At 65.7% G+C, this 21,690-nt stretch carries 22 protein-coding genes and 1 tRNA gene; 14 read left to right on the forward strand and 9 right to left on the reverse strand.

The window, feature by feature from the left end; all coding sequences use genetic code 11:
* Positions 1-31 precede the first annotated feature (31 nt).
* From ACNFHO_RS26655 to trxA, 3 genes are read left to right on the forward strand one after another with little or no spacing between them, the layout of a single operon-like run.
* Positions 32-484, forward strand: coding sequence for a YbaY family lipoprotein (locus tag ACNFHO_RS26655; protein WP_063542517.1), 453 nt, complete (start codon positions 32-34; stop codon positions 482-484).
* Between the two features lies 1 nt (position 485).
* Positions 486-1,145, forward strand: a complete 660-nt coding sequence (locus tag ACNFHO_RS26660; protein WP_054893593.1) for a class I SAM-dependent methyltransferase — start codon at positions 486-488, stop codon at positions 1,143-1,145.
* Between the two features lie 39 nt (positions 1,146-1,184).
* Positions 1,185-2,072 carry a thioredoxin gene (gene trxA / locus ACNFHO_RS26665; protein WP_054893592.1) on the forward strand — a complete coding sequence of 296 codons (888 nt, stop codon included), beginning with the start codon at positions 1,185-1,187 and terminating at the stop codon, positions 2,070-2,072.
* A gap of 58 nt (positions 2,073-2,130) precedes the next feature.
* Here trxA and ACNFHO_RS26670 read toward each other — a convergent pair whose 3' ends face one another.
* On the reverse strand, positions 2,131-2,478 hold the full coding sequence (locus ACNFHO_RS26670; RefSeq protein WP_151926345.1) for a hypothetical protein: 348 nt from the start codon (positions 2,476-2,478) through the stop codon (positions 2,131-2,133).
* A 133-nt stretch (positions 2,479-2,611) separates the two neighbouring features.
* Between ACNFHO_RS26670 and ACNFHO_RS26675 the strand changes: the two genes are divergently transcribed.
* The 5 genes from ACNFHO_RS26675 (at position 2,612) to ACNFHO_RS26695 (ending at position 6,551) form a co-directional block, all read left to right on the forward strand.
* The gene (locus ACNFHO_RS26675; protein ID WP_197893115.1) at positions 2,612-3,205 is read left to right on the forward strand and encodes a DUF2796 domain-containing protein; all 594 of its coding nucleotides are present in this window, start codon (positions 2,612-2,614) and stop codon (positions 3,203-3,205) included.
* Positions 3,206-3,916 (forward strand): ATP-binding cassette domain-containing protein, encoded by a 711-nt coding sequence (locus ACNFHO_RS26680; protein ID WP_063542511.1) that lies wholly within the window; start codon positions 3,206-3,208, stop codon positions 3,914-3,916. It abuts the gene before it with no gap.
* Positions 3,916-5,181 carry an ABC transporter permease gene (locus ACNFHO_RS26685; protein ID WP_054893589.1) on the forward strand — a complete coding sequence of 422 codons (1,266 nt, stop codon included), beginning with the start codon at positions 3,916-3,918 and terminating at the stop codon, positions 5,179-5,181. Before ACNFHO_RS26680 ends, ACNFHO_RS26685 begins: the two co-directional genes overlap by 1 nt.
* 9 nt (positions 5,182-5,190) lie before the next feature.
* Entirely contained in the window at positions 5,191-5,757 is a 567-nt protein-coding gene (locus ACNFHO_RS26690; RefSeq protein ID WP_054893588.1) for a DUF3299 domain-containing protein, read from the forward strand.
* A gap of 110 nt (positions 5,758-5,867) precedes the next feature.
* Positions 5,868-6,551 carry an OmpW/AlkL family protein gene (locus ACNFHO_RS26695; protein ID WP_416767882.1) on the forward strand — a complete coding sequence of 228 codons (684 nt, stop codon included), beginning with the start codon at positions 5,868-5,870 and terminating at the stop codon, positions 6,549-6,551.
* A 49-nt stretch (positions 6,552-6,600) separates the two neighbouring features.
* Here the strand turns inward: ACNFHO_RS26695 and ACNFHO_RS26700 are convergent, their stop codons facing one another.
* On the reverse strand, positions 6,601-7,782 hold the full coding sequence (locus ACNFHO_RS26700) for an MFS transporter (protein WP_416767884.1): 1,182 nt from the start codon (positions 7,780-7,782) through the stop codon (positions 6,601-6,603).
* A gap of 99 nt (positions 7,783-7,881) precedes the next feature.
* Between ACNFHO_RS26700 and ACNFHO_RS26705 the strand changes: the two genes are divergently transcribed.
* A complete protein-coding gene (locus tag ACNFHO_RS26705; protein ID WP_054893585.1) occupies positions 7,882-8,310 on the forward strand; it encodes a winged helix-turn-helix transcriptional regulator in 429 nt (142 codons plus the stop codon).
* Between the two features lie 84 nt (positions 8,311-8,394).
* Here ACNFHO_RS26705 and ACNFHO_RS26710 read toward each other — a convergent pair whose 3' ends face one another.
* Positions 8,395-9,327: an NAD-dependent epimerase/dehydratase family protein gene (locus ACNFHO_RS26710; protein WP_151926341.1), complete on the reverse strand. Its 933-nt coding sequence runs from the start codon at positions 9,325-9,327 to the stop codon at positions 8,395-8,397.
* Entirely contained in the window at positions 9,320-10,204 is an 885-nt protein-coding gene (locus tag ACNFHO_RS26715; RefSeq protein WP_063542503.1) for a sugar nucleotide-binding protein, read from the reverse strand. Before ACNFHO_RS26715 ends, ACNFHO_RS26710 begins: the two co-directional genes overlap by 8 nt.
* A 436-nt stretch (positions 10,205-10,640) precedes the next feature.
* Between ACNFHO_RS26715 and ACNFHO_RS26720 the strand changes: the two genes are divergently transcribed.
* The 3 genes from ACNFHO_RS26720 to ACNFHO_RS26730 are packed head-to-tail and all read left to right on the forward strand — an operon-like array spanning position 10,641 to position 13,352.
* Entirely contained in the window at positions 10,641-11,684 is a 1,044-nt protein-coding gene (locus tag ACNFHO_RS26720) for a hypothetical protein (RefSeq protein WP_063542501.1), read from the forward strand.
* 19 nt (positions 11,685-11,703) lie between these two features.
* Positions 11,704-12,498 carry a TSUP family transporter gene (locus ACNFHO_RS26725; RefSeq protein ID WP_054893581.1) on the forward strand — a complete coding sequence of 265 codons (795 nt, stop codon included), beginning with the start codon at positions 11,704-11,706 and terminating at the stop codon, positions 12,496-12,498.
* A gap of 8 nt (positions 12,499-12,506) precedes the next feature.
* On the forward strand, positions 12,507-13,352 hold the full coding sequence (locus tag ACNFHO_RS26730; protein ID WP_416767888.1) for an alpha/beta hydrolase: 846 nt from the start codon (positions 12,507-12,509) through the stop codon (positions 13,350-13,352).
* Between the two features lie 77 nt (positions 13,353-13,429).
* On the opposite strand, the gene ACNFHO_RS26735 is transcribed toward ACNFHO_RS26730, so the two are convergent.
* Positions 13,430-14,242, reverse strand: a complete 813-nt coding sequence (locus ACNFHO_RS26735) for a helix-turn-helix domain-containing protein (RefSeq protein WP_054893579.1) — start codon at positions 14,240-14,242, stop codon at positions 13,430-13,432.
* A 178-nt stretch (positions 14,243-14,420) separates the two neighbouring features.
* Between ACNFHO_RS26735 and ACNFHO_RS26740 the strand changes: the two genes are divergently transcribed.
* Positions 14,421-15,863, forward strand: a complete 1,443-nt coding sequence (locus ACNFHO_RS26740) for an alanine/glycine:cation symporter family protein (protein ID WP_054893578.1) — start codon at positions 14,421-14,423, stop codon at positions 15,861-15,863.
* Positions 15,864-15,935: 72 nt separating this feature from the next.
* Entirely contained in the window at positions 15,936-16,925 is a 990-nt protein-coding gene (locus tag ACNFHO_RS26745) for an asparaginase (RefSeq protein ID WP_416767891.1), read from the forward strand.
* Between the two features lie 221 nt (positions 16,926-17,146).
* Here ACNFHO_RS26745 and ACNFHO_RS26750 read toward each other — a convergent pair.
* The 4 genes from ACNFHO_RS26750 to fdhE form a co-directional block, all read right to left on the reverse strand.
* Positions 17,147-17,242 (reverse strand) — tRNA-Sec (locus ACNFHO_RS26750).
* Positions 17,243-17,248: 6 nt separating this feature from the next.
* The gene (gene selB, locus ACNFHO_RS26755; RefSeq protein ID WP_416767925.1) at positions 17,249-19,171 is read right to left on the reverse strand and encodes a selenocysteine-specific translation elongation factor; all 1,923 of its coding nucleotides are present in this window, start codon (positions 19,169-19,171) and stop codon (positions 17,249-17,251) included.
* Positions 19,168-20,595 carry an L-seryl-tRNA(Sec) selenium transferase gene (gene selA, locus ACNFHO_RS26760; RefSeq protein ID WP_372821642.1) on the reverse strand — a complete coding sequence of 476 codons (1,428 nt, stop codon included), beginning with the start codon at positions 20,593-20,595 and terminating at the stop codon, positions 19,168-19,170. The genes selB and selA overlap by 4 nt, the downstream gene beginning before the upstream one ends.
* Positions 20,596-20,762: 167 nt before the next feature.
* Positions 20,763-21,689: a formate dehydrogenase accessory protein FdhE gene (gene fdhE / locus ACNFHO_RS26765; RefSeq protein ID WP_416767893.1), complete on the reverse strand. Its 927-nt coding sequence runs from the start codon at positions 21,687-21,689 to the stop codon at positions 20,763-20,765.
* Position 21,690 lies beyond the last annotated feature (1 nt).

The raw sequence follows: 21,690 nt of genomic DNA on the forward strand, positions 1-21,690 counted from the left end.
CCAGAGAAATCTGCCTGTGAAGGATTACCCCATGCACCATCGAGCCCTCGTCGTCCTGTGCCTGGCCGGCCTGCTCGCCGCCTGCGGCAGCGACCGACCGAAGCCCGAACAGCCTGTGGCGCCCAGCGCGCCCAAGACGGTCAAGAAGAGCGACGAACCGGGCCCGCTGCCGGCCTACCAGCGCGAACTCAGCGGCACCCTGATGGAAATCCCCGCAGGCGCCGAAGTCGAGCTGGCACTGCTGGTGATCGACGAGCGCGGCCGCCCCCAACGCCTGCTGGCCAGCAGCGACCTGACCGGCACCGGCCAGGCCCTGCCGTATCATCTACGCTTCAACCCCGAGGCCTTTCCTGCCGGCGCCCGGGTCGAGCTGCGCGGGCGCGCCAGCCGCTCCGGCCAACTGATCATGCACCTGCCGCCGCAGCGCATCGTCCAGGCCGAAACCCAGACCACCGGCCCACTGCGTTTCGAGAAGGCGCCATAACGTGACACCGCTACACCTGCAACAGGCACTCAGCGGCCTGATTGGCGAAGCGCGCCTGGTCATCAGCGAATTGCCGGGCTGCGACCTCAAGCTGTGGCTGCTCGACGCCGAGAACATGGACCGGGCATTCAGCCCCGACGAGACCCGGCGCATCCTCGACGAGCCCCCCTACTGGAGCTTCTGCTGGGCCAGCGGCCTGGCCATGGCTCGCTACCTGGCCCAACACCCCGAATGGGTACGTGACAAGCGCGTGCTCGACTTCGGCGCAGGTTCGGGGATCGCCGGCATCGCCGCAGCCCGTGCCGGTGCGCGCGAGGTGGTCGCCTGCGACCTCGACCCGCTGGCCCTGGACGCATGCCGCGCCAACGCTGCACTCAACGGCGTGACGCTGGGCTACAGCGAGGATTTTTTCGCCGAAGCCGACCGCTTCGACCTGATCCTCGTCGCCGACGTGCTGTACGACCGCGCCAACCTGCCCTTGCTCGATGCCTTTCTCGGCCGGGGTCGCCAGGCACTGGTCGCCGACTCGCGGGTACGCGACTTCAGCCACCCGCTCTATCGCCAGCTCGGCGTGCTCGACGCCCTGACCCTGCCAGACCTGGCCGAGCCGCACGAATTCCGCCGGGTCAGCCTGTACCACGCCAGCCGCGAGCCTTTATAGTGGTGCCATTCCGAATTTGCGAAAGCTGCGAGAGTTGCGATGAGCCAAGCTTCTTCTAATACCGCCACGCCCTACATCTTCGACGCCACCGATGCCAACTTCCAGCAACTGGTGATCGAGAATTCCTTCCACAAGCCCGTGCTGGTGGACTTCTGGGCCGAGTGGTGCGCGCCCTGCAAGGCGCTGATGCCGCTGCTGGCGAAGATCGCCGAGGGCTACCAGGGCGAGCTGCTGCTGGCCAAGATCAACTGCGACGTCGAGCAGCAGGTGGTGGCCCAGTTCGGTATCCGCAGCCTGCCGACCGTGGTGCTGTTCAAGGATGGCCAGCCGGTCGACGGCTTTGCCGGTGCCCAGCCGGAGTCGGCGATTCGCGCCATGCTCGAGCCGCATGTGCAGATGCCTGCACCGCCGACTGCCTCGCCACTGGAGCAGGCCAAGGCGCTGTTCGCCGAGAGCCGTTTCAGCGAGGCCGAAGCGCTGCTGCAGGCCGTGCTCGGTGAAGACAACAGCAACGCCGAGGCGCTGATCTACTACGGCCGCTGCCTGGCCGAACGCGGCGACCTGGACGCAGCGCAGCAAGTGCTGGACGCAGTCAAGAGCGATGAGCACAAGGCCGCGCTGGCCGGTGCCAAGGCGCAACTGACCTTCCTGCGCCAGGCCGCCAGCCTGCCGGAGGCCGCCGAGCTCAAGAGCCGCCTGGCGCAGAACCCGCAGGATGACGAAGCGGCTTACCAGCTGTGCATCCAGCAACTGGCGCGCCAACAGTACGAAGCTGCGCTGGACGGGCTGCTCAAGCTGTTCCAGCGCAATCGCGCCTATGACAACGGCCTGCCGCAGAAAGCCATGCTGCAGGTGTTCGACCTGCTCGGCGGCGATCATCCGCTGGTGGGCGTGTACCGCCGCCGGTTGTCTTCGGCGATGTTCTGAGCCCCGAGCCGCCACCTCCTGCTGGAGGTGGCATCCAGCCACGCACCGTCCCCGGCAACTAGCCTACCCAGCGATATACCGGCGCATCCGCACCGCTTTCCACCTTCACTTCACTGCTGTGGCGCAAACGCACCAGCAGCCGCTTGCCGGCCGCGACACTGCCGGCCAACCCTTCCAGCCGCTCCAGCAACTCTGGCCCACTGAGCGCTCCGGCCTGACGCAACACCTCGCGCGCCGCCGACCACTGGCTATCGTCCTGCCGTGCTGGCGCAGCACCAGGCGCGCTCGCCACCTCTGCCACCGCTGGCGCCTCTTCGAGCCTGCGCCCAAGCTGGGCCCACTCCGCCGGATCCAGTTCGATGGTCAGGTCCACCGGCCAGTCGCCGATCTGTCCTCGGATTCTCACGCTGCCTTCCTTCAATCGCGGATCGATGACGTGCATGCTCCCACGACATGAAACCTGCGCCAAGCGTCTGGCATCGACAAGAAAAGTTGTTATAACATTACCAAATCTTTCCCATCCGCTTCTGGAGTCGTCCATGCGCCGCCTGCTCCTCGCCTTGCCCTTCGCCCTGCTGCCCCTGGCCGTTGCCCAGGCCCATGAAGATCACGACCACGATCATGCCCACGGCACCTTGCCTGCCCACGAGCACGGCGTCGCACGCCTGAACGTCGGCCTGGATGGCAATACCCTGGAGCTGGCGCTGGAGAGCCCGGCAATGAACCTGGTCGGCTTCGAGCACATGCCCGGCAGCGATGCCGACAAGGCCAAGGTCGAGGCTGTGCGCAAGCAACTCGAACAGCCGCTCAAGCTGTTCGGCCTGGCCAGCGCGGCCGGTTGCAAGGAAGACCAGCAGGAGCTGGAAAGCCCGCTGTTCGGTGACGAGCCATCGGCCAAGGACGACGACGGTGACGACGATCACGACCATGACCACGCGCATGAGCACCAGCACAGCGAGATCCACGCGCACTACCAGCTGACCTGCGCAGCTCCGGCCAAGCTGACCCAGATCGACCTGTCGCCGCTGTACAAGGCGTACCCGCAAACCCAGAAGATCAATGTGCAGTTGGTCGGTCCGAACGGCCAGAAGGGCTTCGAAAGCACCCCGGCCAAGGCCGTGGTTGCGTTCTGAATGAGCCAGCCGCTGATCGAACTGCATGACCTGGTCTTCGCCTGGCCAGGTCAGCAGCCGTTGCTGAACATCTCCCAGTTCCGTCTGGAGGCCGGTGAGGCGCTGTTCCTCAAAGGCCCCAGCGGCAGCGGCAAGACCACCCTGCTCGGCCTGCTGGGCGGGGTCAACCTGCCCGACCAGGGCGAAGTGCGGCTGCTCGGGCAGAACCTGGCGGAGCTGGGCCAGGGCGCTCGCGACCGTTTCCGTGTCGACCACACCGGCTACATCTTCCAGCAGTTCAACCTGCTGCCGTTTCTCTCCGTGCAGGAAAACGTCGAGTTGCCCTGCCGCTTTTCGCGCAGCCGTGCCGAACGTGCGGCGCAGCGCCATGGCAGCATCCACCAGGCAGCGGCGCAATTGCTCGCCCACCTGGGCCTGGGCGACCCAGACCTGCTCGCCCGGCGCGCCGACACCCTGTCGATCGGCCAGCAACAGCGGGTCGCCGCTGCGCGTGCACTGATCGGCCAACCGGAACTGGTGATCGCCGACGAGCCGACCTCCGCGCTCGACGCCGACACCCGCGAGGTGTTCATCCGCCTGCTGTTCGACGAATGCCGCGCCGCAGGCTCCAGCCTGCTGTTCGTCAGCCATGACCAGAGCCTGGCGCCCCTGTTCGACCGCGACCTGTCGCTGGCCGAGCTCAACCGCGCCGCCAAGCCTCGGGAGGCCTGATGTACCTGCTCCGTCTAGCCCTGGCCAGCCTGGCCAACCGCCGCTTCACTGCCTTCCTCACCGCCTTCGCCATCGCCTTGTCGGTGTGCCTGCTGCTGGCGGTGGAGCGCGTGCGTACCGAAGCCCGCGCCAGTTTCGCCAACACCATCAGCGGCACCGACCTGATCGTCGGGGCGCGCTCGGGGTCGGTCAACCTGCTGCTGTACTCGGTGTTCCGTATCGGCAACGCCACCAACAACATCCGCTGGGACAGCTTCGAGCATTACGCCAAGGACCCGCGGGTCAAGTGGGCGATCCCGATCTCCCTGGGCGACTCGCACCGCGGCTACCGGGTGATGGGCACCAACAGCGATTACTTCACCCACTACCAGTACGGCCGCCAGCAGCACCTGCAACTGAGCCAGGGCCGCCAGTTCGCCAACGACCCGTTCGAAGTGGTGCTTGGCGCCGAAGTGGCCGAAGCCCTGCACTACAAGCTCGGCGACAGCCTGGTGCTGGCCCACGGCATCGCCACCATCAGCCTGGTCAAGCACGACGACAAGCCCTTCACCGTGGTCGGCATCCTGCAGCGCACCGGCACCCCCGTGGACCGCACCCTGCATATCAGCCTGGCGGGGATGGAAGCCATCCACGTCGACTGGCAGAACGGCGTGCCGGCCCGCGGCGCCGCGCGCATCAGCGCCGACCAGGCGCGCACCATGGACCTTCAACCCACCGCCATCACGGCCTTCATGCTCGGCCTGAACAGCAAAATCGCCACCTTCAGCGTGCAGCGCGAGATCAACGAATTCCGCAGCGAGCCGCTGCTGGCGATCTTGCCCGGCGTGGCCCTGCAAGAGCTGTGGGGCATGATGGGCATCGCCGAGCAGGCGTTGTTCGTGGTGTCGCTGTTCGTGGTACTGACCGGTTTGATCGGCATGCTCACGGCGATTCTCACCAGCCTCAACGAACGGCGACGCGAAATGGCCATCCTGCGGTCGGTGGGTGCGCGCCCCTGGCATATCGCCGGGCTGCTGGTGCTCGAAGCGCTGGCGCTGTCGGTCAGCGGTATCGTCGCCGGGCTGGGATTGCTCTATGGGGGAATCGCCTTGGCCCAGGACGCGGTACAGTCCAACTACGGGCTGTTCCTGCCGCTGGCCTGGCCAAGCCCGCACGAATGGACGTTGCTGGCGATCATCCTCGGTGCGGCGCTGCTGATGGGCAGTGTTCCGGCCTGGCGTGCCTACCGGCAGTCGTTGGCCGATGGCCTGTCGATCCACCTCTGAGAGTTTGTCATGTCGATCCCTGTGGGAACGGGCTTGCCCGCGAAGAGAGCACTACAGATCCTCCTGTTGTTGCTGCTGGTGCTGATCATCCCGGCCTGGGCGGACGAGCCGCGCGAGCTGGACTGGCCGGCACTGATCCCCGAGGGCGCGCCAGTCATCCCCCCACAGCTCACCCCGCTGCATGACCTCTCGCAGATGGGCAATTCGCTGGGCGACGCGCTCGCGGCCGAGTCTGCCCCGGCAGCCCGCCAGCAGGCGCCCGACGCACCGGTGGTCAAGGCGCTGGACGGGCAGCAGGTCAAACTGCCCGGCTACATCGTGCCGCTGGAAGTCAGCGAAGAAGGCCGCACCACCGAGTTTCTCCTGGTGCCCTACTACGGCGCCTGCATCCACGTGCCGCCGCCGCCGTCCAACCAGATCGTGCACATCTTCAGCGAGATGGGCGTGCGCGTCGAAGACCTGTACCAGCCCTACTGGATCGAGGGACGCATGCAGGTCAAGAACACCAGCAGCGAGCTGGCCGACGCCGGTTACCAGATGGAAGCCGAGAAAATCTACGCATATGAGCTGAAATGAGAACTGTGTCGCCCGTGTGAAGCCCGCTTCGTTGAGCTGAGTCAAACAATGTGTTTGGACGGCTCCTTACCATTGGACTACTCGATTACTTACGTCCTCTGGGAGCTTCCATGAACAAGACATTGCTCGGTGCCTCGCTCGTCGCGTTGGCGCTCGCAGCCCCCGTTGCCCACGCCCACCAGGCGGGTGACTTCATCATGCGTGCCGGCGCCATCACCACTGCGCCGAATGAAAGCAGCAGTGACCTCAAGCTCGACGGCGCCAAGGTCTCCGGCACCAAGGCCACCCTCGACAGCGACACCCAGCTGGGCCTGGCCTTCGCCTACATGCTCACCGACCACGTCGGCATCGAGCTGCTCGCTGCCACGCCGTTCAAGCACACCGTGGGCGTCAAGGGCCTGGGCGGCGGGCTCGACGGCAAGCTGGCCGACATCAAGCAACTGCCACCGACCCTCTCGCTGCAGTACTACCCGATGGAAGCCTCGTCGAAGTTCCAGCCCTATGCCGGTATCGGCATCAACTACACGCTGTTCTTCGATGAAGACCTCAGCAGCGCCCGCAAGCAGCAGGGCTTCAGTAACATGAAGCTGCAGGACTCCATCGGCCTGGCTGGCCAGTTGGGCATGGACTACATGCTGACCGACAACCTGCTGGTCAACGCCGCGGTCTGGTACGTCGACATCGACACCAAGTCCACCATCGACGGTCCGAGCGCCCTGGGCGTGGGCAAGACCAAGGTCAACGTCGATGTCGATCCGTGGGTCTACATGGTCGGTATCGGCTACAAGTTCTGACACGCAACGCACTCAGGCCCCGCCGTACAGCGGGGCCTCTGGCTGCCGCTCAGCCCTGGCGTTGCAGCCACCACCAATACCCCCACGCCAACGCGCTGACTCCAGCCCCAAGCCCACACACCGCGTCCCATCCCCACGCCCCGTAGACCCAGCTCGCCGTCACCGCCCCCGCCCCACTACCCACCGAATAGCAGCACATGTACGCGCCAATCAGACGACTGGCCATCTCCGCCCGCCCGGCCAGCAGCAGGCTCTGGTTGGTCACATGCACTGCCTGCACGGCGAGGTCCAGCATCACCACACCGGCTACCAGCGCCAGCAGCGACTGCCCGACGAACAGGCTCGGCAGCCACGACAGTGTCAGCAGCCCCAGCGCCAGCCCTGTGGTGCGCTGCCCAAGGCCGCGATCGGCCAAACGCCCGGCACGCGATGCGGCAAGGGCTCCGGCGACACCGGCCAGGCCGAACAGGCCGATCTGGGTGTGGGTCAGTTGCAGCGTACTCAACGGCAGCACCATGCTGCTCCACAGCACGCTGAACGCGGTGAAGATCAGTAATGCGAACACACCCCGCTGGCGCAGCAGGCGATCATCGCGCAGCAGCACCGCCATGGAGCGCAACAACGCCCGGTAATGTTGGCGCTGCCCCAGAGGTCGTGCAGAGGGCATACGCCAGCCGAGCAGCACGACCATCAGCAGCGCCAACCCGGCAGCAGCGAAATAAACCCCTCGCCAGCCAGCCAGATCAGCCACGACTCCCGCCACCAGCCGCGCCAGCAAAATCCCCACTACGATACCGCTGGTAACCGTTCCCACCGCCTGCCCCTGCTGCGCCGGTGTCGCCAGGGTGGCCGCCTGGGCGACCATCAGTTGCACCACCACGGCCATCAGCCCGACCATGCCCATGGCCGCCAACAGCGCCGCCCAATGCTGGGCCAGGCCGACCGCGACCAGCGCCAGTGCCGACAGCAGCAACTGCGCAAGGATCAAGCGCTTGCGGTCGAGCAGGTCCCCTAGCGGCACGATCAGCAGCAATCCTAGTGCGTAGCCTGCCTGGGTTGCGCCGACCACCCAGCCGACCTGACGACTCGGCACGCCCAGGCTCTGGGCCATGGACTCCAACAGCGGCTGGGCGCAGTACACCGTGGCCACCGCCAGTGCGCAGGCTGCGGCCAGCAACAGGGTCAGGCCGCGAGTGAGTTGAAACGAAGATGCATCGTGGGCAGATGACATGCAGACTCCTGGCAATCTGGTTTCAAAACAAAACACAAGCTGGATTTCTAACAAACCTGGTTTTAATCTGCAACCAAACTATCTCATCCGGAATGATCGATGCTCGACGAAAACAACAGCCGATGCCCCGTGGCCCGGGCACTCGAAGTGCTGGGCGACCGCTGGGCACTGATGATCCTGCGCGACGCGTTCGATGGGCTGCGCCGCTTCAGCGAGTTCCAGAAGAACCTGGGGCTGGCGAAGAACATCCTCGCCACGCGCCTGAAGCTGCTGGTAGAAACAGGGCTCATGGAGCTGCAGCCGGCGTCGGATGGCAGTGCGTACAAGGAATATGTGCTGACTGAAAAAGGCCGCTCGGTGTTTCCGATCGTGGTGGGCCTGCGTCAGTGGGGGGAGCGGTTTCAGTTCGAGGCGGGCGAGACGCGTTCGGTGCTGCTGGACAATGCCAAGGGCGAACCTGTGGCGAAGCTGGAAGTACGGGCGCGGGATGGGCGGGTGCTGGGGCCGGAGGATTGTCGGCGGGCTTGAAGGGGTTATGGCCTGGCAGGGCCTGTTCGGGGGTACTCCACTGTTCTGGAGATCAGTGGAGTACCTGGAACGCCAACGTGTTTGTCAGTCTTTGCCCAACAAACGCGCCAGCCCCTCGGCGATCGGCGTCGCCTGGGGAAAATCGAAACGCGCCAACAGCCGGTGGTTGTCCGCCCGCGAGTGGCGGATATCACCCGCGCGCGCCGGGCCATGGCTGATCGCCGGCAAGCTGCCAACCACCTGCTGCAATGCCGCAAGCAAGTGATTCAGCGAAGTCGCCTGGTTCAAGCCGATGTTCACCGCGCCCTCTTCCACCTGCGGCTGCTCCAGCGCCTGCACCATCACCTGCACCAGGTCGCCGACATAGAGGAAGTCGCGGGTCTGCTCGCCATCGCCGAACACGGTGATTGGCAAGCCCTTGGTCGCTCGCTCGCAGAAGATGCTGATCACCCCCGAGTACGGCGACGAGGGATCCTGGCGCGGCCCGAAGATATTGAAGAAGCGGAACACCACAGGCTCCAGCCCATGTTGGCGGCGGTAGAAGTCCAGGTACTGCTCGCCAGCCAGCTTGTCCACTGCATAGGGCGTCAGTGGCGCCTTGGGCGTGTCCTCGGTGATCGACTGGCCTTCGCCATTGTTGCCGTAGACCGCCGCGCTCGAGGCGAACAACACCCGGCGCACACCATTGATGCGCATCGCCTCGCAGACATTGAGAGTGCCGATGAAGTTGCTCTGGTGGGTCTTGACCGGGTCGTCCACCGACGCCTGCACCGACGCGACCGCAGCGAGGTGGACCACCGCCGCGCAACCGGCGGCTGCACGGGTAACCAGTGCAGTGTCGGCAACATCACCTTCGATCAGTTGCAGGCGTGGATGGTCGATCTGCAGGTTGCTGCGCTTGCCGGTGGACAGGTCATCGAGAATGCGCACCGCATAGCCTTTGTCCAGCAGCGCATCGCACAGGTGGGAGCCGATGAAACCAGCTCCGCCGGTAATGAGGATGGGGGCATCAGCCATGACGATAGAAACGGTCCAGTAGGGGCGGCAAGCCGGCGCGCCAGGCGCGGGGCTTGATGCCGAAGGTATGAAGGATCTTCTTGCAGGCCAGCACCGCGTGCTGCGGCTCCTCGCTGGCATCCGGGCGCGCGGCATGGGCCTGTGCGGTGGGGGCCTGCACGGCCAGCTTGTGCCACTGCGCTGCCTCGGAAAGGATAGCTTGTCCCAGCGCCAGCGGTGTGGTCGCCTCGTTGCCAGCGTAATGGTAGGTGCCCCACAGCGGCGCATCGCAGTCCAGCTGCTTGATCACCGAGAGGATCACCCGGGCGGCATCGTCGACCGGCGTCGGGTTGCCGCGGCGGTCATCGGCCAGCAGCAGCTCCTGCGGTTGCTCGGCGCGCGTCAGGAAGCGCCCGAGTGCGCCGTCGAGGCTTTCGTCCAGCACCCAACCGAAACGCAGCAGCACATGCTGCGGGCAGGCCGCACGCACGCTCTGCTCGATGCGCCACAGCGCCTGGCCACGCAGGCCCAGCGGCACCGGCTCGTCCTTCTCGCTGTAGGAGGTGGCGCGCGAGCCGTCGAACACGCGATAGCTGGAAGGCTGGACCAGCGTGATCTCGTGGTGCTGGCACAATTCGGCCAGACGCTCCACGGCACGTTCCTGAAGGGCCAGGCGCTGTTCGCTGACCGACTCGGCCTGGAACCAGTCGAAGTAATAGGCCAGGTTGACCAGGGCATCGGGGCGGTGATCGTCGAGCAACTGGGTGAGGCTGGCCGGATCCCAGCCCTCGTCCGGCGGGCGCGGTGCCAGAAACGCGATGTCTTCCTCGGCCCCGAGACGAATCAGCGCTTGCCCGAGGGCATTGCCACCACCCAACAGCATCAGGCGCATACGCATAGAGTCAGCAGGTCCGCTCAGATCGATTAGGGAAAGGGGTCATTTTGCGGTTTCCGCCAGGGGAAGTCCAACCCTAGGGGCTTCCCCGTCTGTACGTAGGAAGTTTCCAACAGGCATCGAAGCTTTCTCTGTCGCTCACATAAAACCGGTCTTGCACCACGCCAGACCAAAACCTTGAACTAATAGCAGAGGCCGGGGCATGGCAGCCCCGTATGCGCACCCGATAACCAGGAGCACCACCATGACGCGCCGGCTTCGATCTTCACAACGTTTCACGGCTGTGAAATTTTCCACCCCCTCTTTTGCACCTTCGGAAACTACCCGATACTGCGCGGCAGTTGGCCACTACCGACTGGAGTTACACCAGTCAGGTCAACTCACTCCAGCTGTCGGCCGGCACGGAACGCCAACACAACAATAACAAGGAAGGTTTCCCATGCAGGATTCCGAAGTCGCGTACCTGGAATTTACCCAGGATCAAGCCGATGCGCTGTTCGTCGCCAGCCAATCCCTCGCCCGACTCGGCGGCCCGGAAGTCTTCGGGGCAGCCGGCAAGGCACGGCAATGCGCCGAAGCGCTGACAAGATCGCTCGATGCCCAGCAACAAGCGACACTGCGGCGCTTCGCCGACGGCACGCTGTCTGCACTGATGTACCGCGGCATGAGCTGCCCGGAGCACGATCCCATCCCCGAAGACCTGCCTGAGCTGCAGGGCCTGGAGCACGACCCCCGCTGCCTCTACCTGGCTTCACGCAACCAGATCCTGCTGGAACTGGTGCGCTACCGGGCGTTCGCCTTCGATATCGACAACGAAGGCAAGCAGGTGCGTCTGGTCGGCAACTTCAAGGGTGGCGGCAGCCAGCCGCGTCCGCAGGAAACCCGCGACACCCGCGTGGAACTCAGCTCCCACGCTGGCTTGCGCCTGGGCCCACACACCGAAGCTCCGTACAACTGCTCGGTGATCGCTCGCGATGACCATTCCCCGGCCCCCTCTGCGCTGATCCTCACCGCGCGCTGGAACCCGGCGAACGAGCCGACCCACGTCATTCCCATGCGCGAGGTCATAGAAGGCTTGGGCAGCCTGCACGCGCTGGCGCTGACCTCAGCGTCGTTCGACTTCACCCGCAGCGACTGTTTCGTCGCGGGCAGCGGTGAACCGGAGCAGGCCACCGCGATGCTGCAGTTCGACGCCAACGGCGGCTTTGCCCTGCGTTACAACTCGTACCGGTTCTCGCTCAACGACCAGGCCAGCGACCTCGCCGCCCAGGCCTTCGACGCTTTCCAGCAGCGGGTCGCCGAGACCCGGCCACGGCCCTTCGTGCTGCAACCGGACACCGCCCTCGTGATCAACAACAACCGCGCCCTGCATGGTCGCGACATCGTCCAGGACAACCGTCGCCTGCTGGTGCGGCTGTTCGGCTACTCCCCCTTCGCCCAACCTCGGGTGATCACTCCGGATCCGCTGCTGGTGCGCGGCTGAATAAAAGGAACGTGCGGTAATGATGGAAATCGATGTCTCCCTGCTGCTGACCCTCGCGTCGGTGGCGCTGATGGCCGGCTTCTTCGACGCCATCGCGGGTGGCGGCGGGCTGATCACCCTGCCGGTACTGTTCGTCGCCGGCATCGACCCGTTGGCGGCCATCGCCACCAACAAATTCCAGGCGGCCTCGGCGACGGTGTCGGCCACCGTCGCCTTCGCCCGCAAGGGCATGATCGACTGGCAACGCGGCCTGCCCATGGCCGCCATGGCCTTCGCCGGCGGCGCCCTCGGCGCGCTGTCGGTGAGCCTGGTGCCCAAGACGTTCCTGCAAGCCTGCGTGCCGGTGCTGCTGATCCTGGTTGCGGCCTACTTCGCTTTCAGCCCCAAGCCCGACGAGCACGAGCGCAAGGCGAAGATCTCCAACGCCGTGTTCTGCCTGACCGCCGCCCCGCTGATCGGCTTCTATGACGGCGTGTTCGGCCCTGGGGTGGGTTCGTTCTTCATGCTCGCCTGCGTAATCCTGCTTGGTCAGCACCTGCTGCGCGCCGTGTGCAACAGCAAGCTGCTCAACGCCGCGTGCAACCTCGGCGCCCTCTCGGTATTCTCGCTGAGCGGGGCGATCATCTGGCCCCTGGCCCTGGCGATGGCCTGTGCCGCGTTCATCGGTGCGCAACTGGGCGCACGCTGCGCGGTGCATTTCGGACCCAGGCTGATCAAGCCGTTGCTGGTCTGCGTGTGCTGCATCATGGCCCTCAAGCTGCTGCTTGGCGCAGGCAACCCGCTCGGCGAATGGCTGCAACATCAGTTCCTCTAGGGAGCGCCATGGACTTCGCGAACACCTCCGAGCAACGCGGCAGCTGGCAATACGACGAACCCGCGCCGGGCACCGAATGCTTCATCGACGAAGCATTCGACGGTTATCAACAGCAGGCACGCCTGCTTTTGCCGGACAGCGAGCGCGCTCCGCCACTGTTCGTGGTCGGCGGCGCACGCTCCGACTTCACCCGCCTCAACCCGCTGCTCTATCGCCTACAACGCCAGGGCATCGGCTCGCTGACCGGCAACCTGTCCGGCCACAGCCAAGCGAGCGAACCCGGCGCCAGCGCACCGACCCTGGCGATCAACCTGCAGGAGGCCCGGCGCTTCCACCGGCATATCGCCGAACGCTGCCGTACCCTGGTCGGCCACAGCCTGGGTGGCGCCATTGCCCTCAAGCTTGCGGCGCAACTGCCAGACATCGACAAGCTGGTGCTGATCTGCCCGGCGGTCTACCCCGATGACGCCCACGACGCGCCATTCGGGCCGGCCTTCAGCGCGGCGATCCGCAAGCCCTACGCCTTTCTCGACTGCGACAGCTACGCCTTCCTGCGCCAGTTCCAGGGGCGGGTACTGCTGGTGATCGGCGAGTACGACGGCCTCAACTCCCAGACCCACGGCCAAGGCCCCGGCACCAGCGCCGGTACCCGAATGCTGCGCGGAGTGCAGCGCTACAGCCCGATTCCGGAGGAAGTCACCCATGCGCTGCTGCGCTCGGTGCCGGCGCCCCATGTGGAGTGCCTGTTGCTGACCGACTGCGACCACGGCATCGCCGCCCACCTGCGCGATGCACCGGAAATTGCCGATCAGGTGGCGGATACGGTGGCGGCGTTCATTCTCGACCAAGGGTGACAGGTTGGGCACCGTGGGAGCGGTTCGCCGCTGCGACTTGCCCGTGAAGCAGACGCCGCGGTGTAGAGCCGAAACCCCTACTCAATCTCGAACAACCCATTGCTGATCGCGCCGGCGCCGAGCCGGTCGCGAATGTCGTCGTCGATGCGCGGGTCGTCCGGGCGATAGAGCTTCACCTGGCGATAGGCGTTGATGCGGTTGATCTCTTCACCAAGAAACTCCCACACCACGCGGGTGCAGGCAGGGTTGCGCCGGTCGCCGCTGGAGACCCCGGTCTTGAGCCCGTTGAGGCGGGTGATACGGCTCTTGAAGCTGGGGATGAGCACGGTCTGGCTCATCTCGTTGAGGGTCAGCGACTCGTAGTCGATCAGGAACACCCGATCCTGCAACTGAAACGCTGCGCCCAGGTAACGGCAACGCACCTCGGCATGCTGGCTGCCGGCACTGCTGCGCTCCTGGCGTTCCTGGCGCTCGAACAGGAAGCTGCCGCGCTCCTCCCACAGGTGCACCAGCGACACCAGGATCGAGCCTGGTACCGACATGCAGTTGGAATATTCGAAGTAGTAGCCGCAATAGCGCGACAGGTTGCCGGCCTGGGCATGCAAGGGCTTGAACAGCTCGCTGATCGGGTCGTCCTGCGGGCCTGACGACACCGAAGGGTTGCGCGCACCGATCAGCCGGGCGAACTGTTCCGGCGGCAGGTTCAGCTCGTAATCCTCGACCCCGAAGAAATCGCCGATGCGCTTGAGGTTGTAGGTCGTCGGCTGGCTCTGCCCGCTCAGGTACTTGTTGAATTGCGCGCGATTTATCGACAGCTGTCGGCAAACCTCTGAAATAGAGCGGTAGTGGCTGCAGGCGAGTTTGAGATTGGCGGCTAGAAAATCGGCCATGAACGGCGTTCCAGGTGATGCGAGTGGTGCAAGTCTAGCATCAAGTCGCACCAAAACAGAGCAACCCGCGAAATTGTAACCACAGGTGTCATGACCAACCATGCGCGCCAACGATAGCGCGCGTCTCTGTCGCCGCTGGTCACTCCACACGAAGAATAAGAATCGAGGTCATTTTCCAATGCTCGAAGCACTTAACGATTTCCTTTCAGGAAAACTGCTCATCGTCCTGATCGTCGGGCTCGGTAGCTACTTCACCATTCGTTCCCGGTTCGTCCAGTTCCGCCACTTCGGCCACATGTTCGGCGTGTTCAAGGAGTCCCTGCGCGGCCAGGCTGGCCAACTGAGCTCGTTCCAGGCCCTGATGCTGAGCCTCGCCGGCCGCGTCGGTGCAGGTAACATTGCCGGTGTCGGCATCGCCGTGACCCTGGGCGGCCCAGGCGCAGTGTTCTGGATGTGGGTCACCGCACTGGTGGGCATGTCCAGCAGCTTCTTCGAATGTACCCTGGCCCAGGTCTACAAGCGCGCCGACGGCGACGGCCTGTACCGCGGCGGCCCGGCCTATTACATTCAGCACGGCCTGAAGCTCAAGAGCATGGCGATCGTGTTCTCGATCCTGCTGCTGGTCACCTACGGCTTCGCCTTCATCGGCCTGCAGTCGTACACCGTGACCCATTCGCTGCAGAACGCCTTTGCCTTCGACCCACGCCACACCGGTATCGTCCTGGCAGTGCTGCTGGCCATCACCTTCATCGGCGGCATCAAGCGCATCGCCGCGGTGTCGGACCTGCTGGTGCCGATCAAGACCCTGGCCTACATCGGCGTGACCCTGTACGTGATCGGCACCCAGATCGAACACGTGCCTGCCATGCTGGAAACCATCTTCAAGAGCGCCTTCGGCCTCGACCCGGCCTTTGCCGGCCTGCTGGGCAGCGCCATCGTCATGGGCGTGAAACGCGGCGTGTTCGCCAACGAAGCGGGCCTGGGCAGTGCCCCGAACGTCGCGGCCGTGGCGGCAGTGAAGCACCCAGGCGCCCAAGGCGTGGTGCAGGCCTTCAGCGTGTTCCTCGACACCTTCGTGATCTGCACCTGCACCGCGCTGCTGATCCTGCTGTCGGGCTTCTACACCCCAGGCTTCGAAGGCGACGGTATCGTCCTGACCCAGAACTCGCTGGCCGCCGTGGTCGGTGACTGGGGCCGCATCTTCGTCAGCGTCGCGCTGTCGCTGTTCGTCTTCACCTGCATCCTCTACAACTACTACCTGGGCGAGAACAGCCTGCAGTTCCTGAGCCGCAACCGTGTCGTGCTGATGGCCTTCCGCGGCCTGGTGCTGGCGCTGGTGGTGTGGGGTTCGATGCAAGACCTGTCGACCGTGTTCGCCTTCGCCGACATCACGATGACCTGTCTGGCCTTCGTCAACCTGGTCGCCCTGGCCCTGCTGTTCAAGGTCGGCCTGCGCGTGATGCGCGACTACGACGCACAGCGCAAGGCCGGCATCAAGCAGCCGGTGTTCGACTCCAGCAAATTTGCCGACCTGGACCTGGACCGTGCCGCCTGGCCAGCCAATCCTCAGGCTGAAACAGCCACTGACAAAGCTGCTGGCGAACTTCAGCACCAGCGCTGATACCCTGCCCTGCCCGGCCGCCCCGCTCGTGGGCGGCCGGCTTTCCTTCGCTCCTCGCTTCGGAATCCTTCCATGGGTGCAGTCAAGAATCTCCTCGTTCTCTACACAGGTGGCACCATCGGCATGCTGCAGACCCCCGCGGGCCTGGCGCCGGCGGGTGGCTTCGATGCACGTATGCGTGACCACCTCGCACAGCGCAATGACGCGCCGACACTGCAATGGACCTTGCGCGAGCTCAACCCGCTGATCGACAGCGCCAACATGCAGCAGGCCAATTGGCTGGCGATGCGTGATGCCATCGTCGAGGCGGTCGAGCATGACGGCCATGACGGCGTGCTGGTGCTGCATGGCACCGACACCCTGGCCTACAGCGCGGCAACGTTGTCGTTCCTGCTGCTCGGCCTGCAGGTGCCGGTCCTGCTTACCGGCTCCATGCTGCCGGCCGGTGCGCCAGACAGCGACGCCTGGGACAACCTGGTCGGCGCGTTGCGTCAGTTCGAGCAGGGCCTGGGCAACGGCGTGCAGCTTTACTTCCACGGCCGGTTGCTGCACGGCTGCCGCGCCTCGAAACTGCGCAGCGAAGCCTTCGATGCGTTCACCGTGATGGAGCGCCACCGCGAAGGCGAGCGCGCTACGCAGATCCCTGCCAGCCTGGACTACCGCCAGGTGCGCCAAGCGGTGAAGCTGGCGGTGCTGCCGGTGTTCCCGGGGCTGTGTGCAGATTACCTGCACGGGCTGTTCGACGCTGGGGTCCAGGGCTTGCTGCTGGAGTGCTATGGCAGCGGTACCGGCCCGTCCGATGACCAGGCACTGCTCGACGCGCTGCACGGTGCGCGTCAACGCGGGGTGATGATCGTCGCGATCAGCCAGTGCCCCGAAGGCGCGGTGGTGTTCGACACCTATGCCGCCGGCAGCAAGCTGCGCGATACCGGGCTGGTCAGTGGTGGCGGGATGACTCGCGAAGCGGCGCTGGGCAAGATGTTCGCGCTGCTGGGGGCTGGGTTGGATGTGGAGGCCGCAGAGCGGTGGTTTGCAGTGGACCTGTGTGGGGAGCGGGCTTAGGTTTCAGCCTGTCATGGCCTCTTCGCGGGCAAGCCCGCTCCCACAGGGATTTCCACAGTTCTTGAGAATTGTGCTGTACCTGTGGGAGGGGAGCGGGCTTAGGTTCTAGCCTGCCCTGGCCTCTTCGCGGGCAAGCCCGCTCCCGCAGGGATTTCCACAGTTCTTGAGAATTGTGCTGTACCTGTGGGAGCGGGCTTGCCCGCGAAGAGGCCTGGCGAAAATGGCGGAAGGCAGCGGGAGTCGAACCTGCCCGGGAACGGCTGCCGTCCCCAACCGGGTTTGAAGCCCGGCCGCGCCACCGGGCGCGATTGCCTTCCTTGAACTCAGGGCCTGGCCTGCTGCCGGGCCAGCGCGCTATCGGCGCGGATGTGACGTTGCTCGGCAACCCTGCGGGTCAGGCCAAGCCGGTCGAAGTACTCGAGAATCTGCACGCTGCGCTTGCGACCGATGCCCAACATATCGCGAAACGCCGCCACCTGCACTACCGGCGTGTCCTGTGTCTGGCGCAACAACATCTCGGCCATGCGCTGGATCGTCTCCTGCGGGTAGAACAGGTCGCGCACTACCTGGTGCAGCACTCCCAGCCGCGCCAGCTTGCGCATCAGCAGGCGCACCTGGGTTTCCTCCACCTGCTCGGCTGCAGCCAGGGTCCTGACCCAGGGCGGATCGAACGCGCCTTCCAGCAAACGCGGTTGCAGACGCTCCCAGAGCGCAGTATCGGCGTCACTCAACTGCACCTTGTGATCCGGCAGGTGCAACCATGGGCCGCTGCTGGCGACTGCGCCCTCACCGAGCAACTCGTCCAGCAGGCTGACAAAGGCGGCACGCTCCAGCGGCAAGGCGCAGAAGCGGCGCAGGCGGTCGCGGTCGGGGCCAAGCTGATCGGGCTCCTGCTCGTGGAACCGCGCCAGTTGCTCGAGCACTTCATGCCTGAGCGCCTGCCATTGCTGACGATCGAACAGCAACGGCCCCTGGCGGGTGGCAATCACCTGGACGTCATCGGGCAACCGCCAACTGTCGCGCAGACGGTTGAACTGTCGCTCCAGGCGCTGCGGGTCGAGCCCGGCGGGAGCCGCCGCCAGCAGGGCCGGCAGGGCCTGCTCCAGATCGCAGGCATCGCGCAGCACCTGCAGTTGGCGCAAGCGCGACTCGCTGCGGCGCTGCCTGCTGGGGGCGAAAGGGTCGAGCACCCGACCACCGCCGAGGGTGCGCTGGGCGCGCTGGTCGCGCAGGACCAGGCGATCGCCATGCACGGCCTGCAACGGTGCGTTGAGCAGCAACTGAGCGAACATGCGTTGGCCTGCCGTCAGAGCCTCGCCCTCCAGCAGCGCCACCCGCGCGGTCACGTCCTGGGTACCCAGGTGCACATGCACCGCGCTGAAATGCTCGAAGGTGCGCGTTTCGCCCGGCAACAATGACAACTCGATATCGATACGCGAACTGGGCGCATGCAGCCACTCGGGCACCAGCCAATCCCCACGGTGCACGTGCTCCACGGCCAGGCGCTCGGCACTGATGTTCAGCGCCACGCGCTGCCCGGCCTCGGCCACCAGCGCGGCCTGGTTCTGTGCATGCAGGCCACGCACCCGCACAGCTTTGCCAGCCTTGCCCAGCAACAGGGTGTCGCCCGCGCTCACCTGCCCGGCCAGCGCGGTGCCGGTCACCACCACGCCGGCACCGGAAACGGCGAAAGCACGGTCAATTGCCAGCCGAAAGCCTCCTTGGCTCCCGCGCCGCAGCACCTGCGTGCGCGCCTCGACCAACGCCTGGCGCAGCACTTCGACGCCTTCACCGGTCACGCTGGACAAGGCGAACTGCCGAGCCCCGGCATAAGGCCCGGGGGCCAGCAGCGCTTCGACTTCGTGCTGGACTTCCAGCAGTCGCGATGCCTCGACCCGATCGCACTTGCTGATCGCCACCAGCGCTTGGGGAATGCCCAGCAGCTCGATGATCGCCAGGTGCTCACGGGTCTGCGGCATAACGCCGTCATCAGCGGCCACTACCAGCAGCACCAGGTCGATACCGTGGGCGCCGGCGAGCATGTTGTGGATAAAACGCTCGTGACCGGGGACGTCGATGAAGCCGGTCAACGGCTCGCCTTCGGCCAGCGACGCATAGCGATAGCCGAGGTCGATGGTCATGCCCCGGGCGCGCTCTTCCTGGCGCTGGTCACCGGCCTGGCCGGTCAGGGCCTGGAGCAGCGCAGTCTTGCCGTGATCGATATGCCCGGCGGTGCCGACGATCACTGCACCGGCCCCAGCTGCAACGCCGGCAACTGCGCCAGCCACTGGGTTTCGTCATCCAACTGACGCAGGTCGAGCCACAGGGCATCGTCATCGATGCGTCCAAGCACCGGCACCGGCAACTCGCGCAGTGCGCGCTCCAGCACCCTCAGGCTGCGACCACGCAGCTTCTTCGACACCTGTGGCCGCAAGCACAGCGCCGCGCTTGGCAGCCGCGCTACCGGCTGGCTGCCGCTACCGATCATGCCCAATGCGGGCTCGACCGCGACCGTCCACTGCTCGCCCAGTCGCGCGGCCAGTTCTGGCGCCAGGCGCTGCGCCTGGGTTGCGATCTCGTCCTGGGGCCGGGTCAGCAGGCGCAGGCTGGGCAAGCGTTCGGCCAGGCGGTCGGGGTCACGGTACAGCGCCAGCACCGCCTCGAGCGCCGCCAGGGTGATCTTGTCCACACGCAGCGCGCGCTTGAGCGGGTTCTTCTTGATCCTGGCGATCAGCTCCTTGCGCCCGACGATGATGCCCGCCTGCGGACCACCCAGCAGTTTGTCGCCGCTGAAGGTGACGATATCGGCGCCGTCCGCCAATGCCTGACGCACCGTCGGCTCGGCGGGCAGGCCCCAACGGGTGAGGTCGAGCAGGCTGCCGCTACCCAGGTCTTCGAGCAGCGGCAGATCATGTTGATGGGCGATGCGCGCAAGCTCGGCGGTCGGCACCTGGGTGGTAAAGCCCTGGATGCTGTAGTTGCTGCAATGCACGCGCATCAGCAGGCCGGTGCGCGGATTGATCGCCGCCTCGTAGTCGCGGGCATGGGTGCGGTTGGTGGTGCCGATCTCGTGCAGGCGCACACCGGCACGGGCCATGATGTCGGGAATGCGGAAGGCGCCGCCGATCTCGATCAGCTCGCCACGGGAGATGATCCCTTCCTTGCGCGCACCCAGGCTGTTGAGCGCCAGCAGCACGGCAGCGGCGTTGTTGTTGACCACGGTGACTGCCTCGGCGCCGGTCAGCTCGCGGATCAGGCCCTCGATCAGGTCATCGCGGTCACCGCGCTTGCCGGTGGCCAGGTCGAACTCGAGGTTGAGCGGATAACGGGCGGCGGTCTGCATCGCCTGTACGGCCTCTTCCGGCAACAAGGCACGACCGAGGTTGGTGTGCAGCACCGTGCCAGTGAGGTTGAAGACCCTTCGCACCTGGCTGCGCTGCTGGATCGCCAGGCGCTCGCCGGCGCGGCCAAGCAGGATTTCAGCAGCCAGTTCGACGGCGCTCAACTGGCCAAGGCGAGCGGGTTCGCGCAGGTCGTCTAGCAGTTGACGCAGGCTGGCCAGGGTGGCGTCGCGGCCATGGCGATCGAGCAAGGGCTGGCAGGCGGGGTGGCGTAGCAGGGTGTCGATGGAGGGCAGGCGTGGCGCTTGATTGGCGAGGCTTGACGACATGCGGTACTACCTTGGTTGATCCGGTGTCTGTAATGGCCCTTTCGCGGGCAAGCCCGCTCCTACAGGTTACCCGTCGTCCGCAAAGGTGGCGGGGTCATTGCAGGAGCGGCGGTTCGCCGCTGCGACTTGCCCCGCGATAGGGGCGGCTCGGTGTGCAGTGTAGACCCTCATCCTCCTCCAGGCGCCAACATCAGGTTCGGCGCCAGCCGATGAAAGCCCTCCTCGTCCAACCGGATATCCAGCGCCAGGCTGGCCAGGTCATCGGCCAACGCCTCGCCCATCGCGTCATTTTCCAGGTAGCAGTGCTTGAGGTAGGTGCTGCAACCAGGGCAGCACTCCGCCCGCAGCGGAGCCTTGCCCGGGGCATGACGATCATCCTCAAGGCTGGAGTAGCGCAAATCCTTGCTCGACTCGCAGTACACACACTTGACCCGCACCACATGCCACTCACAGGCGCACAGCGAACAGGCCAGGTAGCGCAGCCCGTTGTGCTTGCCGCGGTTGCGCACCAGGCCCGCCATCGCTGGCGAGCCGCAGCACGGACACTGCGCGAGGCTGCTGCCGGGCTTGAGCTCATCGCTGGGCAAGCCCCGCCGCCAACTGGCCCAGGCCGCCTGCAACGCAGCGCCGATGAAAGGCACCAGCGCCGCGGGCACGGCATCGTACTGACCGCTCAGCAAGGCGATACCCCAACCTTTACGCTGGCTCTCTTCGCTGCTGTGCAGAACCTTCAGGGCATCCGCCAGGGCACCCTGCTCCGGGACCTCGAAGCGATCCAGCAGCGCCTGCAGCCAGAGCAACCACGGCCCTTCCCGCACCAGGCTGTCGGCCGCCAGCGGCGGCAGGCCGTGGCTGATGCACAGGCGCTGACGCTGCTCGGCGACCGGCACGCCGGAGGGTGGATTGTCGAGCAACTGCTGCTGCACCCGGCACAGGCGCGCAACCAGCCTCAGGTAGTCGCCAAGGGCATGGCCCTGGGCAAGCTGCTCCAGTCGCGCCGCGCGCAGTTCGAACAGGTTGTCGGCGGGCTGGTGGAGAAACGGCGGCATTACCGCCGACGCTTCGATCTGCCCGGGTTCGAGAATCGTGCTCAAG

The organism is Pseudomonas sp. NY15374, assembly GCF_048068255.1.
In the GTDB taxonomy this organism is placed as follows: Bacteria; Pseudomonadota; Gammaproteobacteria; order Pseudomonadales; family Pseudomonadaceae; genus Aquipseudomonas; species Aquipseudomonas machongensis.